The organism is Pseudomonas sp. PS01299, assembly GCF_029960145.1.
GTDB lineage: Bacteria > Pseudomonadota > Gammaproteobacteria > Pseudomonadales > Pseudomonadaceae > Aquipseudomonas > Aquipseudomonas putida_A.
The window spans coordinates 38,540-54,007 of record NZ_JASCPO010000014.1; the positions used below are offsets into that span (position 1 = coordinate 38,540).

The 15,468-nt window shown below is 60.3% G+C and carries 15 protein-coding genes; 4 read left to right on the forward strand and 11 right to left on the reverse strand.

Features of this window, described 5'->3' with window-relative positions; all coding sequences use genetic code 11:
- Positions 1 to 92: 92 nt before the first annotated feature.
- From QMX91_RS05330 to QMX91_RS05340, 3 genes are all read left to right on the forward strand, one after another.
- Positions 93 to 782, forward strand: coding sequence for a crotonase/enoyl-CoA hydratase family protein (locus tag QMX91_RS05330; RefSeq protein ID WP_134785833.1), 690 nt, complete (start codon positions 93 to 95; stop codon positions 780 to 782).
- Between the two features lie 216 nt (positions 783 to 998).
- Positions 999 to 1,721, forward strand: a complete 723-nt coding sequence (locus tag QMX91_RS05335) for a 1-acylglycerol-3-phosphate O-acyltransferase (RefSeq protein WP_098967935.1) — start codon at positions 999 to 1,001, stop codon at positions 1,719 to 1,721.
- A 132-nt stretch (positions 1,722 to 1,853) separates the two neighbouring features.
- Positions 1,854 to 2,825 carry a magnesium and cobalt transport protein CorA gene (locus tag QMX91_RS05340; RefSeq protein ID WP_134785832.1) on the forward strand — a complete coding sequence of 324 codons (972 nt, stop codon included), beginning with the start codon at positions 1,854 to 1,856 and terminating at the stop codon, positions 2,823 to 2,825.
- A 98-nt stretch (positions 2,826 to 2,923) separates the two neighbouring features.
- On the opposite strand, the gene QMX91_RS05345 is transcribed toward QMX91_RS05340, so the two are convergent.
- The 3 genes from QMX91_RS05345 to QMX91_RS05355 all read right to left on the reverse strand — a co-directional run bounded on the left by QMX91_RS05345 (position 2,924) and on the right by QMX91_RS05355 (position 7,117).
- Positions 2,924 to 3,646: an amidotransferase gene (locus tag QMX91_RS05345; protein WP_095139972.1), complete on the reverse strand. Its 723-nt coding sequence runs from the start codon at positions 3,644 to 3,646 to the stop codon at positions 2,924 to 2,926.
- Between the two features lie 95 nt (positions 3,647 to 3,741).
- Positions 3,742 to 5,886 carry a 3-hydroxyacyl-CoA dehydrogenase NAD-binding domain-containing protein gene (locus QMX91_RS05350; RefSeq protein ID WP_223008198.1) on the reverse strand — a complete coding sequence of 715 codons (2,145 nt, stop codon included), beginning with the start codon at positions 5,884 to 5,886 and terminating at the stop codon, positions 3,742 to 3,744.
- A gap of 25 nt (positions 5,887 to 5,911) precedes the next feature.
- Positions 5,912 to 7,117: an acetyl-CoA C-acetyltransferase gene (locus QMX91_RS05355; RefSeq protein ID WP_027613317.1), complete on the reverse strand. Its 1,206-nt coding sequence runs from the start codon at positions 7,115 to 7,117 to the stop codon at positions 5,912 to 5,914.
- Between the two features lie 638 nt (positions 7,118 to 7,755).
- Here QMX91_RS05355 and QMX91_RS05360 point away from each other — a divergent pair.
- Positions 7,756 to 8,523, forward strand: coding sequence for a cytochrome c (locus QMX91_RS05360; RefSeq protein ID WP_282412357.1), 768 nt, complete (start codon positions 7,756 to 7,758; stop codon positions 8,521 to 8,523).
- Between the two features lie 120 nt (positions 8,524 to 8,643).
- On the opposite strand, the gene QMX91_RS05365 is transcribed toward QMX91_RS05360, so the two are convergent.
- The 8 genes from QMX91_RS05365 to QMX91_RS05400 form a co-directional block, all read right to left on the reverse strand.
- Positions 8,644 to 9,447, reverse strand: coding sequence for a transglutaminase family protein (locus tag QMX91_RS05365; RefSeq protein ID WP_098967930.1), 804 nt, complete (start codon positions 9,445 to 9,447; stop codon positions 8,644 to 8,646).
- Positions 9,444 to 10,394, reverse strand: coding sequence for an alpha-E domain-containing protein (locus QMX91_RS05370; protein ID WP_027613321.1), 951 nt, complete (start codon positions 10,392 to 10,394; stop codon positions 9,444 to 9,446). Before QMX91_RS05370 ends, QMX91_RS05365 begins: the two co-directional genes overlap by 4 nt.
- A gap of 12 nt (positions 10,395 to 10,406) precedes the next feature.
- Entirely contained in the window at positions 10,407 to 11,816 is a 1,410-nt protein-coding gene (locus QMX91_RS05375) for a circularly permuted type 2 ATP-grasp protein (protein ID WP_083366520.1), read from the reverse strand.
- A 474-nt stretch (positions 11,817 to 12,290) separates the two neighbouring features.
- Complete coding sequence (locus QMX91_RS05380; RefSeq protein ID WP_007960698.1) at positions 12,291 to 12,638, reverse strand: ribonuclease E inhibitor RraB; 348 nt, start codon at positions 12,636 to 12,638, stop codon at positions 12,291 to 12,293.
- Between the two features lie 212 nt (positions 12,639 to 12,850).
- On the reverse strand, positions 12,851 to 13,084 hold the full coding sequence (locus tag QMX91_RS05385; protein ID WP_027613323.1) for a hypothetical protein: 234 nt from the start codon (positions 13,082 to 13,084) through the stop codon (positions 12,851 to 12,853).
- A 289-nt stretch (positions 13,085 to 13,373) separates the two neighbouring features.
- Positions 13,374 to 14,249, reverse strand: coding sequence for a polyamine aminopropyltransferase (gene speE / locus QMX91_RS05390; RefSeq protein ID WP_041068886.1), 876 nt, complete (start codon positions 14,247 to 14,249; stop codon positions 13,374 to 13,376).
- Positions 14,250 to 14,504: 255 nt separating this feature from the next.
- Positions 14,505 to 14,696 (reverse strand): PLDc N-terminal domain-containing protein, encoded by a 192-nt coding sequence (locus tag QMX91_RS05395; RefSeq protein WP_007960694.1) that lies wholly within the window; start codon positions 14,694 to 14,696, stop codon positions 14,505 to 14,507.
- A 71-nt stretch (positions 14,697 to 14,767) separates the two neighbouring features.
- On the reverse strand, positions 14,768 to 15,298 hold the full coding sequence (locus QMX91_RS05400; protein WP_027613324.1) for a hypothetical protein: 531 nt from the start codon (positions 15,296 to 15,298) through the stop codon (positions 14,768 to 14,770).
- Positions 15,299 to 15,468: the final 170 nt, after the last annotated feature.

Consider the following 15,468-nt stretch of genomic DNA (forward strand, 5'->3'; position numbering starts at 1 on the left):
CGGAAACGGTGACCGGCGAGTCAGTCACAGTGCTTTACCTGGCCTACGGCGGTGGGTAACGTCTGCCCATCTTTCTTACAAGGAATAGCGTCATGAGTGAGTTGATTGCCTACCACCTCGAAGACGGTATCGCGACCCTGACCTTGAACAACGGCAAGGTCAATGCCATTTCCCCGGACGTGATTGCGGCGTTCAACGCGGCGCTGGATCAGGCGAAGACTGATCGTGCCATCGTGATCATTACCGGTCAGCCGGGGATTCTGTCGGGCGGCTATGACTTGAAGGTGATGACCGCCGGGCCTAAAGAAGCCGTGGCGCTGGTGACTGCGGGTTCGACACTCGCCCGTCGCCTGCTGTCCCACCCGTTTCCGGTGATCGTTGCCTGCCCAGGCCACGCCGTGGCCAAAGGTGCATTCCTGCTGCTGTCCGCCGACTACCGCATCGGTGTTGACGGCCCGTTCAGCATCGGTCTGAACGAAGTGCAGATCGGCATGACCATGCACCATGCCGGTATCGAGCTGGCGCGTGATCGTCTGCGCCGCTCGGCGTTCCACCGTTCGGTGATCAACGGCGAGATGTTTGATCCGAAAAGCGCGGTGGATGCCGGTTTCCTCGACAAGGTGGTGGCTGCCGAAGAGCTGCAAGCCGCAGCCCTGGCAGCGGCGCGTCAGTTGAAGAAGATCAACATGAACGCGCACAAGAACACCAAGCTCAAAGTGCGCAAGGCGCTGCTCGAAGCCCTCGACAACGCGATCATCCAGGATCAGGAGCACCTGGGCTGAGCCCACGCTTCCCGAGCCAAAGAAAAGCCCGACCGTCGTGTCGGGCTTTTCTTGCGCGTTCAGTTGATCATCCGCCGACAGCTCTAGGACGCGTCTGACGATCAACTTGGAAACATGCGCTTAAACATCGCCTATCTTCGGACTCTATAGCAGCAATTGCCGAAAACAGTGCACATCCGTACACTGCGCCACCTTTTGTCCCGGTGGGGCCTGAAAATGCTGTTTGTGTTTCGTATGTTATTGATGGGCCTGCACTTTATTCTGGCCGGCGTGTTGGGGGTGATCCTCGGGCTGTGCCGTCCGTTCAATCCGGACAACAGCCGACTGTGCGCCCGCCTCTACGCCCTTCCGGCCATGTGCATCCTGCGTTTGCGGGTGAAGGCCGACGTCGGTCCGTTGATGAATAAGCCCGATAGCTGCGTGATCGTTGCCAACCATCAGTCCAACTACGACCTGTTCGTGTTCGGCAACGTGGTGCCCCGGCGGACCGTGTGCATCGGCAAGAAAAGCCTGAAATGGGTGCCGCTGTTCGGGCAACTGTTCTGGCTCGCGGGCAACGTGTTGATTGATCGTGGCAACGCGCACAAGGCGCGCAAGTCGATGCTCACCACCACCCACACCTTGCAGCACGAAGACACGTCGATCTGGGTATTCCCGGAAGGCACGCGCAACCTCGGTGAAGAACTGCTGCCGTTCAAGAAAGGCGCGTTCCAGATGGCGATCGCCGCCGGTGTGCCGATCATGCCGGTGTGCGTCAGCAGCTACATCAAGCACATGCGCCTGAACCGCTGGCGCAGCGGGAAAATTCTCATACGCTCGCTGCCGGCGATTCCTACAGCCGGGCTGACCATGGATGACATGCCCATGCTCATGTCCCAGTGCCGCGAGCAGATGCGCGAATGCATCGCCGCGATGGATCAGCAGCTGCAAGCTGCGTGAAAAAAACCCGCCTTGTGCGGGTTTTCTTTTGCCGGGTGAACTGTACAGATTTCACTGACTCTCAAGCAGCGACACAGCTAAGCTGAAGCCTTGTATTCCCTGCCATCTGCCAAGAAGAAGTGAACCACTACCATGGGTCGAGTTGTTGCTGCTGCGGTTTACAGCGCCGGTAAGAAAGTCACCAATATCACGCTTGACGAAGGTGCCGCCTGGGCCGCAAAAACCGGACATTTTGTCTGGATCGGCCTGGAAGAGCCGGACGCTCAGGAGCTGGCCAATCTGCAGCGCCAGTTCAACCTGCACGAACTGGCCATTGAAGACGCCCTGGAAAAACACAGCCGGCCGAAGCTGGAAACCTTTGGTGACGCCTTGTTTATCGTCACCTACTCGCCAATCCGCGAACATGGGATCTTGCAGTTCATCGAAACACACATCTTCGCCGGCAAGGGCTACATCATCACCGCCCGCAACGGCCACTCGGCGTCCTACGCGCATGTCCGCCAACGCTGTGAGGCGCGGCCGCTGTTGCTGGAGCACGGCGAAGATTTCGTCCTGTATGCGCTGCTGGATTTCGTCATCGAAAACTACCAACCGGTGGGCGAAGCGATTCATGCCGAGATCGATGAACTGGAGCGCAACGTGCTGTGCAGTGCGTTGAACGAGCATGACATTCAGAAACTCCACGGTCTGCGCCGCGACGTGTTGCGCCTGCGCCGCTATGCAGCGCCGATGGTGGAGATTGGCGAGGAGCTGCAGAAGCTGAGCTTCCCGTTCATCGACAAGAACATGCGCCCGTACTTCCGCGATGTGCAGATTCACGTCACGCGGCAGATGGAAGACCTGACTACGCTGGCGGACATCGCCAGCCAGACCATCGAGGTCGGTGTGTTGCTGGAAGCGTCGCGGCAGAGTGTGGTGCAACGCAAGTTTGCCGCGTGGGCGGCGATTCTGGCATTCCCGACGGCGGTGGCGGGGATTTACGGGATGAACTTCCAGAACATGCCGGAGCTGAGCTGGCACTACGGCTATTTCGCTGTGTTGGGGTTTATTACGGTGGGGTGTGTGAGTTTGTGGGCGAGTTTCAAGAGGTCGGGGTGGTTGTAGGGAAGCAAAAGCAAAAGATCGCAGCCTGCGGCAGCTCCTACAGGGTGTAACCACCCCGATGTAGGAACTGCCGCAGGCTGCGATCTTTTGATCTGCTATCAAGCAGCCTCAGGCTTGTGCGCCACAAACCGCATCATCCATTCCGCCACCGTGGTGCCATGGTGCTCCTGCTCCAGGCTGGCCACGCCTTTCGAGTAGATCTGCGAACCCAGCGCTTCCTGGCGCAGATCCAGCAGCGCCCGCGAATAGTCGTGAATGAATTCCGGGTGCCCCTGGAAGCACAGCACCTGATCGTTGATGTGGTACGCGGCAAACGGGCAGAAATCGCTGGAGGCAATAACCGTGGCGTTTTCCGGCAGCGCAGTGACCTGATCCTGGTGGCTGATCAGCAGCGTCAGCTCTTCTCGCACCGGGCTCATCCACGGCGCCTTGGCCGCCAGTTTGTAGTTGTGGGTGCCGACGCCCCAGCCTTGGCTGGCGCGCTCGCTCTTGCCACCGAGCAGCAGCGCCAGCAATTGATGGCCGAAGCACACGCCGAGCAGCTTGTCGCCACGCTCGTAGCGGGTCAGCAGGTATTGCTTGAGGGTCTGGATCCACGGGTCGGTGCCGAACGAATCGGCCTTGCTGCCGGTGATCAGGTACGCATCGAAGGTCAGGTCGTCGCTGGGGTATTCGCCCTGCATCACGTTGTACACGGTGAACTCGGCGGCAATCGGTTGCTGCGAGAACAGGCGCTGAAACATCTGCCCGTAACCCTGATATTGATCGACCAGTTCCGGACGCAGGATGTCGGTTTCCAGAATGCAGATGCGTAGCGACATAAAAAATACCTGACACGTGATGGGAATAATGAACACCCCAGAGCCTGCCTTGAAACACCCCGGCAAGGCAAGCCCCGCAGCGTTCACCCGATCACTTAAAACAGCTCGCCTCTCGCGGCTTTTTCCAGCAACAGGGCCGGTGGCGCAAAGCGCTCGCCGTACTGCTCGGCCAGATACTGCGCGCGTGCGACGAAGTCCTGTACCCCGTACTGATTAATGAACTGCAAGGCGCCGCCGGTCCAAGGCGCAAATCCGATGCCGAAGATCGAGCCGACGTTGGCATCCGCTGTCGAGGTGAGCACGCCCTCCTCCACGCAGCGCACGGTTTCCAGGGCTTGCACGAACAGCAGACGATCACGCACATCCTTCGGCGAAATCTGCCCGTCGGCCTTCTCGAAGCGCGTCTTCAACTCCGGCCACAGATGCTTCTGACCACCCGCCGGGTAATCGTAGAAACCACCGCCAGCGGCTTTGCCCGGACGCTTGTATTCGTTGAGCAGCAAGTCAATCACGGCGAAGGCCGGGTGTTCTATCAGCGGTTTCCCTTCCGCTTGCAGGTCTTTGGCCGTTTGCTGACGGATATGGCTCATCAGGCTGAGGGAAACTTCGTCGGAGATCGCCAGCGGCCCGACCGGCATCCCGGCCTTGCGCGCTTCGGTCTCGATCATCGGCGCGCTCACGCCCTCGCCGAGCATGGCGATGCCTTCATTGGTGAAGGTGCCAAACACCCGCGAGGTAAAGAAGCCTCGACTGTCATTGACCACGATCGGGGTTTTCTTGATTTGCAGGACGAAGTCGAAACCGCGCGCCAGGGTTTCAGCACTGGTCTGCGCACCTTTGATGATTTCCACCAACGGCATTTTGTCCACCGGGCTGAAGAAGTGCAGACCGATGAACTTACTCTGATCGGGTACTGCGGTCGCCAGCCCGGTGATCGGCAAGGTCGAAGTGTTGGAGGCAATCACCGCGTCAGCACCGACAATCTTTTGCGCTGCCGACGAGACCTTGGCCTTGAGTTCGCGATCCTCGAACACCGCCTCGATGATCAGATCACAACCCGCCAGATCCGCATCATTTTCAGTGATGTGAATCCGCGCCAGCACCGCTTCGCGCTTTTCGGCCGTCATCTGGCCACGGGCGACTTTCTTGTCCAGCAGCGCCGCCGAATGGGCCTTGCCCTTCTCGGCCGCCGCCAGGTTGATGTCCTTGAGCACCACATCGATACCAGCCGAGGCACTGACGAAGGCGATCCCGGCGCCCATCATGCCCGCACCGAGCACACCGACCTTGCGCGTGACATATGGCGCAAAACCCTGCGGCCGCGAACTGCCGGCGTTGATCTCGTTGAGCTGGAACCAGAAGGTGCCGATCAGGTTTTTCGAGATCTGCCCGGTGGTCAGTTCGGTGAAATAGCGGGTTTCGATCAGGTGCGCGGTGTCGAAATCAACCTGCGCGCCTTCCACCGCCGCACACAGAATCTTCTCTGGCGCCGGCAGCGTGCCCTGAGTCTTGCTGCGCAGGATCGACGGCGCTATCGCCAGCATCTGCGCGACTTTCGGATTCGACGGTGTGCCGCCGGGGATCTGATAACCCTTCACGTCCCAACGCTGCACCGCGCCCGGGTTGGCGACAATCCAGGCGCGCGCCTTGGCCAGCAACTCGTCACGATCCGCCGCCAGTTCATCGATCAGACCGGCCTGCAATGCCTGTTGCGGGCGCACCTTTTTGCCTTCGAGCAAGTACGGCAAGGCTTTTTCGATGCCGAGCATACGCACCATGCGCACCACCCCGCCGCCGCCCGGCAGCAGGCCCAGCGTCACTTCCGGCAGACCGAGTTGCACCATCGAATCGTCCAGCGCCACCCGGTGATGGCAGGCCAGACAGATTTCCCAGCCACCGCCGAGCGCGGCGCCGTTGATCGCCGCGACCACCGGTTTGCCGAGGGTTTCCAGGGTGCGCAACTGCCCCTTGAGGCTCAGCACCATGTCATAGAACGCTTTGGCCTCGGGTTTGCCGACCTTGATCAGCTCATTGAGGTCGCCGCCGGCAAAGAAGGTTTTCTTCGCCGAGGTGATGATCACCCCGGCGATGCTGTCTTTTTCCGCCACTAGCCGCGCAACGCAGGCGCCCATGGCATCGCGGTACACGGCGTTCATGGTGTTGGCGCTCTGGCCCGGCATGTCGATGGTCAACACGACGATGGCGTCCTGGCCTTTTTCGTAACGAATGGCTTCGCTCATAACAAGGTTTCCTTGAATTCGGGGCTCAGAGGCGTTCGATGATGGTGGCAATGCCCATGCCGCCGCCGACGCACAGCGTCGCCAGGCCGTAGCGCAGGCGCCGGGTTTCCAGTTCATCGAGCAAGGTGCCGAGGATCGCGCAACCGGTCGCGCCCAGCGGGTGGCCCATGGCGATCGAGCCGCCGTTGACGTTGACTTTGTCCGGGTCCACCGCCATGTCCTTGATGAACTTGAGCACCACCGAGGCAAATGCCTCATTGACCTCGAACAGGTCGATGTCTTCCACGCGCAGCCCCGCCTTGGCCAGGGCCTTGCGCGTGGCCGGCGCCGGGCCGGTAAGCATGATCGTCGGGTCGGTGCTGGTGACGGCCGTGGCGACGATCCGGGCCCGTGGTTGCAGGCCGAGCGCACGACCCTTGGCTTCGGAGCCGATCAACATCAGCGCCGCACCGTCAACGATCCCGGAGCTGTTGCCCGGCGTGTGCACGTGGTTGATCCGCTCGACGTGGCTGTAAACCCGCAGCGCGGTGGCATCAAAACCCATCTGGCCGATCATTTCGAAACTTGGCTTGAGTTTGCCGAGGCCTTCCATCGTCGACTCGGCGCGAATGAATTCGTCGTGATCGAGCAGGATGATGCCGTTCTGATCCTGCACCGGCACCAGCGACTTGTTGAACGAGCCGTCGGCCCGCGCCCGTGCAGCTTTTTGCTGCGAGTGCAACGCGTAGGCATCGACATCCTCACGGCTGAAGCCCTCAAGGGTGGCGATCAGGTCCGCACCAACGCCCTGCGGGGTGAAGTGGCTGTGCAGATTGGTTTGCGGATCCAGTGCCCAGGCGCCGCCGTCGCTGCCCATCGGCACCCGCGACATCGACTCGACGCCACCGACCACCACCAGATCCTCGAAGCCCGAGCGCACCTTCATCGCACCGAGGTTGACCGCTTCCAGACCCGAGGCGCAGAAGCGGTTGATCTGCACGCCGGCCACGCTAACGTCCCAATCCGCCACCTGCACCGCAGTCTTGGCAATGTCCGAGCCCTGATCGCCAATCGGCGTGACGCAGCCGAGCACCACGTCATCGACCTGACTGGTGTCCAGCGCCGTGCGGCTTTGCAGCGCGGTCAACAACCCGGCGACCAGATTCACCGGTTTGACGCTGTGCAGCGCGCCATCGGCCTTGCCTTTGCCGCGGGGCGTGCGTAACGCATCGAAAATCAAAGCTTGGGTCATGACGTCCTCGAACCTGTGCGGTGAGTGAATTTCGTAGTGTCACTGTTGTCCCGAGCGCGCATGGATTCAATGACCACAGCGCTCAATGACGTTGACGTGCACGCTCAGACGGACGGTCATCCACCCTCAGGTGAACCGGTTCAGGTCAGCGAGTTGTCTAGCCAGCGGGCGGCGAAGAAGCTGGCAATAAGCCTCATGCCGTTTTTATCGCCAACGGCAGCAAATACATATGAAATGGATCTAAGCCAAGCGTGACGCGGGCTCTAAGGTAGTAAATGTACGTCAGGGTCGTCGGGTTTTGCCGGGGCCGACGTTCTTCAACAGGAAGTGCAGCGTTTGCCGTCATGGATATGCAGGCAGACATCAGGAAATAACAATAAAGGCGGTCAAGCCATGTTCAAACAACCGAAAGTTCGTCAAGCAGGACTCATTCTTTTCGCCACCACGCTGCTGTTGATTTTGCCCAATCTGACCAAGGTGATTGGCTGACTCAAGCGGCAGGCGTCCGCTATCGCCAGACAAAATGTGACTGGCCCGCTACCCGGGCCAGCGTGGCTGTGCGAACCTTTGCGCACTTCCACGACAGGGACGGCGATCATTTGAAAACGCTCATTGTGTTCTGGGCCTTGCTGCTGAGCATGCCCTTGTCTGCGGCGCAGCTCACGCTGGAGCTGGGCGCGAACAGTCGCATCTGGCAGACCGAAGAGTTGCTCAAGCATCCGCAAGCACAAACTCTGACCATCAAGAACGATGTCTCCTACAAGAAGGACATGACTTATCGCGCCGTGCCCGTGGCGGCGCTGCTCACCGGGATCAAACCGGCCGATCACCTGCAAGCGGTGGCGCTGGACGGGTTTGCCGCCGAACTGGCTGCTGCGCCGTTGCTCAACAGCAAAGGCGCACAGGCCTGGCTGGCAATCGAGGACCCGGCGCAGCCGTGGCCGCCGCTGTCCGAGGGTAAACACAGCGCCGGGCCGTTCTATCTGGTATGGACTGACCCGCTGGCCGGCAACATCAGCCCTGAGCAATGGCCGTTCCAGGTGGCGAGCATCAAGCGCATGGCGCCGGTGGCCGAGCGCTTCCCGGCGCTGTTACCGGATCCGAAGCTTAAAGCGGATGACCCGGTGAGTCAGGGTTTTGCACTGTTCCAGAAAAACTGCCTGGCCTGCCACCGGTTGAACGGTGCGGGGGATGCGCAGTTCGGGCCGGACTTGAATATTCCGTACAACCCGACCGAGTATTTCGGCGCGGACTTCCTCAAGCGCTACATTCGCGATCCGCAGAGTTTGCGCCAGTGGCCGCAGGCGAAGATGCCGGGGTTTTCGGCAGAGGTGTTGCCGGAGAGGGATTTGCAGTTGTTGATCGGCTATTTGCAACACATGGCTGGGCGCAAGGTTAAACCATAAGCGTTGCGGTGATATCACCGGCCTCTTCGCTGGCAAGCCAGCTCCCACAGGTTCGCGCTGACTCCGAATCCGCGGTAATCCTGTGGGAGCTGGCTTGCCAGCGATAGCGGTATCCCGGATCTACTGTTGTTGCACGGAGATAACCGGCGTCGGCGACACGAACACCTTCGCATGCATCTGCTCACAACCACCGCCCCGGCGCATGCCGCGTACCGGGCAGGCGTCCAGATAATCCAGGCCCACCGCCAGTTTCAAGTGCCGCTCCGGTCGGGCCAATTGGTTGGTCACATCAAAGCTGTACCAGGCGTCATCCAGCCACGCTTCGGCCCAGGCATGACTGGCCAGATGCTCGGCGTCCTCGCTGTACAGATAACCCGACACATAACGCGACGGAATTCCCAGACTACGTGCACAGGCGAGAAACGCATGGGTGTGATCCTGACAAACCCCGGCGCGCCCGGCAAAAGCTTCGGCGGCGCTGGTGTCGACTTCAGTCGAACCCGGCGTGTAGCTGATGTGCTGGTTCAAACCATGCATCAGGTCGATCAGCGCAGTGCGATCGCGCCGCTGTTTGCAGGATTTGTCGGCAAACGCCCGTAGCCCTTCGTCCGCCTCGGTCAGCCGGGTGAAGCGCAGAAACGGTAGCGCCGACTGGCTCTCATGCTCGGCCTCGCGCAATTCGTCGATATCGACCTGGCCACGGGCGCCGATGATGATCGCTTCGTGCGGCTCATCCATGGTCAGCACATGCAGGATATTGCCGAACGGATCGAGCTGGGCGCGCACCGGACGCGGCAGGTCGAGTTGCCAGCTCAACACGTGCTGACGCTCGCTGTCGTGCGGGGTCAGGCGCAAATACTGGATGCTCGCCCGCACCTGATCTTCATAGTGATAGGTGGTCTCGTGGCTTATGGAAAGTCTCATGCAGCCTCCAGGTATGAACTGTGAATCGCGTTGCCCAACTGGCGCACCAGCGGGATGAATTCGGTGAGCCAGGCGTGCAGGCCTTCGGCGAGGATTTCGTTGATGCCGGTGTAGCGCAGGCGTGCGTCCATTTCGGCAGCAAGGCGTTGTGCCGGACGGCCATTGGCGCCGGGTAACTGGGCGAGGATCTGGTCGATTTCCTCGGTGCAGGCGCGCAGCGAGCGCGGTACATCGGCGCGCAACAGCAGCAGCTCGGCGACATGCCGGGCGCCGGGGGCGTCGCGGTAGATCTCGGTGTAGGCCTCGAACGATGACAGCGCTCGCAACAGTGCACTCCACTGGTAATAGGCGTGCGCCGTACCGTCACTGACGGCCTCGGCCTGATCGCCGGCCATTTCATAGCGCGCATCGAGCAGGCGCAGCGTGTTGTCCGCACGCTCGATGAACGTCCCCAGACGAATGAAGCGGAACGCATCGTTGCGCATGATCGTGCCGTAGGACGCGCCACGGAACAGGTGCGAGCGCTCCTTGATCCACTCGCAGAAACGGCTCATGCCGTAACGACTGAGGCCCTGCTCGGCAATGCCGCGAATCTCCAGCCAGGTAGCGTTGATGTTCTCCCACATGTCCGCGGTGATACGCCCACGCACCGCATGCGCACTGGCTCGCGCTGCGCCGAGGCAGCTGTATATGCTCGCCGGGTTGGCCGCGTCCAGGGCGAAGAAGTGCAGCAGGCGTTCGGCATGCAGTTCGCCGTGACGCTCCAGGTAATCGTCGAGGGTGCCGGTGATCAACAGCGGCATCGCCAGTTCGTGCAAACCGTCGCCGCGACCATCCTGCGGCATCAGCGACAGCGAATAGCTGATATCGAGCATCCGTGCGAGGTTTTCCGCCCGCTCCAGGTAACGCGACATCCAGTACAGATCCGAGGCAGTTCTACTTAACATGGCAAGCTTCCTTCAATCCTCGACCACCCAGGTGTCCTTGGTGCCGCCGCCCTGGGAGGAATTCACCACCAGGGAGCCTTCACGCAGGGCGACACGGGTCAAACCGCCGGGCACGACCCGGGTTTCGCGGCCAGACAATACAAACGGACGCAGGTCGATATGGCGCGGCGCAATGCCGTTTTCGACAAAGGTCGGACAGGTCGACAGCGACAACGTCGGCTGCGCGATGTATGCGTGCGGCTTGGCCTTGATCCGCTCACGGAACGCATCGATCTGCGCCGTGGTTGACGCCGGCCCCACCAGCATTCCGTAACCGCCGGAGCCCTGGGTCTCCTTGACCACCAGATCCGGAAGATTGGCCAGTACATGGGAAAGTTCCGAGGGGTTGCGGCACTGCCAGGTCGGCACGTTCTTCAGGATCGGTTCTTCATCGAGGTAGAAACGGATCATCTCGGTGACAAACGGGTACACCGATTTGTCATCCGCCACCCCGGTACCGATGGCATTGGCCAGCACCACGTTGCCCGAGCGATACGACGACAACAGTCCCGGTACACCGAGCATCGAATCGGGGTTGAACGCCAGCGGATCGAGGAACGCGTCATCGAGACGGCGATAAATCACGTCCACCGCTTTCGGCCCGTCGGTGGTGCGCATGAAGACCTTGTCGTCACGCACAAACAGGTCGGCGCCCTCCACCAGTTCAACGCCCATTTCCCGCGCCAGGAAAGCGTGTTCGAAGAACGCACTGTTGAAGCGCCCCGGCGTCAGTACCACCACGCTCGGGTCGTCGATCGGGCTGGAGCTTTTCAGGGTGTCGAGCAACAGATTCGGGTAGTGGTCGATGGGCGCGATGCGCTGGGCGGCGAACAGCTCCGGGAACAGACGCATCATCATTTTGCGGTCTTCGAGCATGTAGCTGACGCCGCTCGGAGTACGCAGGTTGTCTTCGAGCACGTAGTAAGTGCCATCGCCGTCGCGCACAAGGTCGACGCCGGAGATGTGCGAATAGATGTCGCGGTGCAGATCCAGGCCCTGCATCGCCAACTGGTACTGCTCGTTGGCCAGCACCTGTTCGGCAGGGATAATCCCGGCCTTGATGATGCGCTGCTCGTGATAAAGGTCGGCGAGGAACATGTTCAACGCCTTGACCCGCTGGATGCAGCCGCGCTCGACGATCCGCCACTCGCTGGCGGGAATGCTGCGCGGGATGGTGTCGAACGGAATCAGGCGCTCGGTGCCCTGCTCGTCGCCATAGAGCGTGAACGTGATCCCGGCCCGGTGGAACAGCAGATCGGCCTCGCGTCGCCGTTGTGCCAGCAACTCGTCAGGCGTGTCGGCCAGCCAGCGGGCGAACTCCCGGTAATGCGGGCGGACCTGGCCGCCGGCATCGTACATTTCATCAAAATAGGTGCGGATCATGCCGTACTCCTTGTCACCCGGACCTACAGGCCTTCGCAAGGCCCGTGCCATCGGCATAAACGCTTTGATTTCAATCGGTTGGATAATCACGCCGCAAGCACCGCACCATTCCTGTGCGGCAAATGCCCCAAGCCGATTGCCCCCGCCTCATTGCGACGCATTGCATCGCCTATCACCAGCATAGTCAGAGTTGATTTCACCGCTCGCACCGAGCTGCGGATAATCGGCGCATCCGCTGAAAACTTCCCAGGTGAAGACTTCAGCTCCACTGATCCGGACTGCCCGCGCAGTCCCCGCAGGCCGTAACCCTGACCGGTTTCCTCTCCTTATCGGTCTTCCCTTTAGCCACCCTCTCCGGTGGCTTTTTTTTGCCCGGGATTCTTGTTTCAGGGTTTTGCCACGGGCTATTCGGCGGCCAGAAACGACAACGGCCAACCCGAAGGTCAGCCGTTGCTCAATACCTGAAACCAGAGATCAGTTCAGACGATGGCGGTTACGCACCTCCTGCTTGACGCCCCAGCCCTCGATGATGCCGCCCAGCGGCTCGACCACGGCAGAGAAGCCCTGCTCGAAATCGCCAATGTCGTCATAGGTCGCGTACATCACTTTGCTCAGTTCCAACGACCAGGCGCCATCGTCGCGCGCACTGACCTGGGCATTGATGGATTCACCACGAAATTTGCCTGCCGCCCTGCGCGCCCGCTCCTCGTCCGGGAAAATGGCGTAGAACTCGATGGGATGGAACCGGGAAAAGTCGAAACCGCCTTCTTTCATGCGGCGCAGAACATTGCTGCTGATGTCTTCTTGATAGGCTGTGCTCATGAATCGTCCCCCTCGGATAGATGGATAGACTTTCCGTATTCCCGCCCCGGGCCTTACAGGCCAAAGTACTTCGGCAACGTGGTTGCACGCGGGAAACAAGCATGTAGCTGACAAGACCAGACCTTAGCGATTGTTTCGCTGATCTCGCTTGAAGAGTAGCCCCAAGATAGAGCTGCTGCCAAGGCCTGGTGCTTCAAGTGACAGGAAGAATTTCAGATTGGCGTGATACTGCGGATTTCGATGCTGTTCTGGGTTTTCAGGCTTTTCACGCCAGCATCGGTGGTGCGCCCTTCAAGATCGTTCATATCCAGTTCGGCGGCCACCGGCAGGAGCCGTTCCTTGATCAGGCGTGCAGCCTCGTCGTCGCTGGGGCATTCCGCGCGCTCGAACACCTCATCGACAATTTCACCATGATCGTCCACGAAAGTGACTTTCCACTTTTGCATCGGTGCCTCCTCGATCAAACCCGCAAATGGGCTTACTTCTATCTCGACTTTTGGCGAGATTGATCGTTCAAAAGGATTGCAGCGGACCAACATGAAAAAAAATTAACCGATGGGGAAACAGGCTTGTGTGGCGAGGGGATTCATCCCCGATGGGCGCGAAGCGTCCCTGAATTCAGCGAACGCATAGTGTCAGTTCCAACGCGTCTGCCGATTTTACGACTGCTGCGCAGCCGGTCGGGGATAAATCCCCTCACCACAGGGGATCTATCACCGATCCGGGAATAGTGCGTCAGTCGTTGCTTGGCTTGTTGATCGCCTGCAGCACGTACTGCGGCAGCGCGAATGCGCCGATGTGGATTTCCGGGTTGTAATAGCGGGTGACAATGCCGCTGCCGATGAAGCGCTGTTGCAGGGTTTCACGGCTCAGCTTGCGGTAGGCCGGGTTGGTCGAGCCCCAGGCAAAGGTCATCGAACCGCCGATGTAGGTCGGCACGGCCGCCTGATAGAAGTGCCAGTCCGGGAACAGGCTGCGCAGGCGACCGGCAGTGGTTTTGACTTCGTCGATCTGCATGAACGGCGTGCCGTTCTGGGTCACGAGGATCCCGCCTTCGTTCAGGCAACGATGGCACGCCTGATAGAAGTTCTCCGAGAACAGCACTTCACCCGGGCCGATCGGGTCGGTGGAGTCGGAGATGATCACGTCGAATTTTTCCGTGGTGGTGGCGACGAAACGCATGCCGTCGTCGATCACCAGGTTCAGCCGTGGATCGTCGTAGGCGCCCTTGGAGTGGTTCGGCAGGAATTCCTTGCACATGTCGACCACGGTGCCGTCGATCTCGACCATGGTGATGTGCTCGACGCTGGCGTGCTTGGTCACTTCGCGCAGCATGCCGCCGTCGCCGCCGCCGATGATCAGCACGCGTTTGGCGGTGCCGTGGGCGAGGATCGGCACGTGGGTGAGCATTTCGTGGTAGATGAATTCATCGGCTTCGGTGGTCTGGATCACGCCGTCCAGCGCCATCACCCGGCCCATGCGCGGGTTCTGGAAAATCACCAGGTGCTGGTGTTCGGTGCGCACTTCGTGCAGCAGTTTTTCCATGCGAAAACGCTGGCCGTAGCCTTCGTAGAGGGTTTCCAGGTATTCGCTGGTTTTGGTGACGGTCATGGTCAAGTGCTCCGATGAATGCGCGGGCGCCAATCGTGGGGGACGATTGCCCGGGAAAGGCGCGCATTCTACGTTGCCGAAGATGACAGGTCGAACCTTCCTCCGACAGGGCACACTCTGGAGCTACCACAAGACCAATGTGGGAGCGGGCTTGCTCGCGAAAGCGGAGTGTCATTCAACCTGTGTTTCGACTGAACAATCGCCTTCGCGAGCAAGCCCGCTCCCACAGGGGATCAGCGTGTTTTCGGGAAAGCGTCAGACCCGCACATTGCCCCGTGGCCCGGCGATCGCCCAGATGATCAGGCCAAGTACTGGCAGGAGGATGATCAGCAGAACCCAGAGGATTTTCATCCCGGTCTCGGCGCCGCTTTTCAGTACGTTGATGATCGCCCAGATATCGAGGGCAAGGATGATCAGGCCAATCAGACCGTTGAACGTGGAACCCATGGTGTCACTCCAGAATAGTGGCATGCACTTTTAGGATAGACGGTCGCGCGCAGGGTTCCCTTTTATTGCGTTCAGACGTGAACGGCGACTTTCAGCGCTTCCAGCGAAGGCGCGGCAGCGATGCCGACTTCCGCGCACAGCTCCAGCACCCGTGGCACGTCGTTGCCGTAGACCAGCACCACTTGCAGCTCGTCGTCGAGCAACTGGCTGAAGTTCATCAGCGTGTAACCGCCGTTTTCCTTGTTCAGGCTGCTCATCTGCACCTGGATGCGGTTGAGTGCGGTCAGCGCTTCGGTCTTGGCCAGTTGCTTGGGCTTGAGGTTGAAATCCACGCCCGGACCAAACGAGGCGACGATCTGCGCGAACAGGTCAGCGTAGGTATCAGCCTGGAACAGCACGGTTTCCGGCAGGCTGCCGACCACCACCCACTCGCCCAGCGGGATCGGGAAGGTGTCGTCGTAGTTGATGTCCGGGTTGGCTGCCAGAAAGGCGTCGGCATCGGCGTAGGCCTGCGCCGCTTCGTCGGCCACATTCAGGATCTCGTCCTCGCCCATGCAGCCGGAGCTGATTTTGCTGATGAGTTCGACGAGTGCGGCTTTCATGAGGGCGGATCCTGTGGAAGGTTGAATTTGAGGGCGCGGAGGATAGCGCATTCCGTGGCGCATCCGACACCTGTGGCGAGGGAGCTTGCTCCCGCTGGGGTGCGAAGCGGCCCGAAAAACAGTGGGCTCAGCATTTTTACCAGCGCTGCGCACTGGAGCGGGAGCAAGCT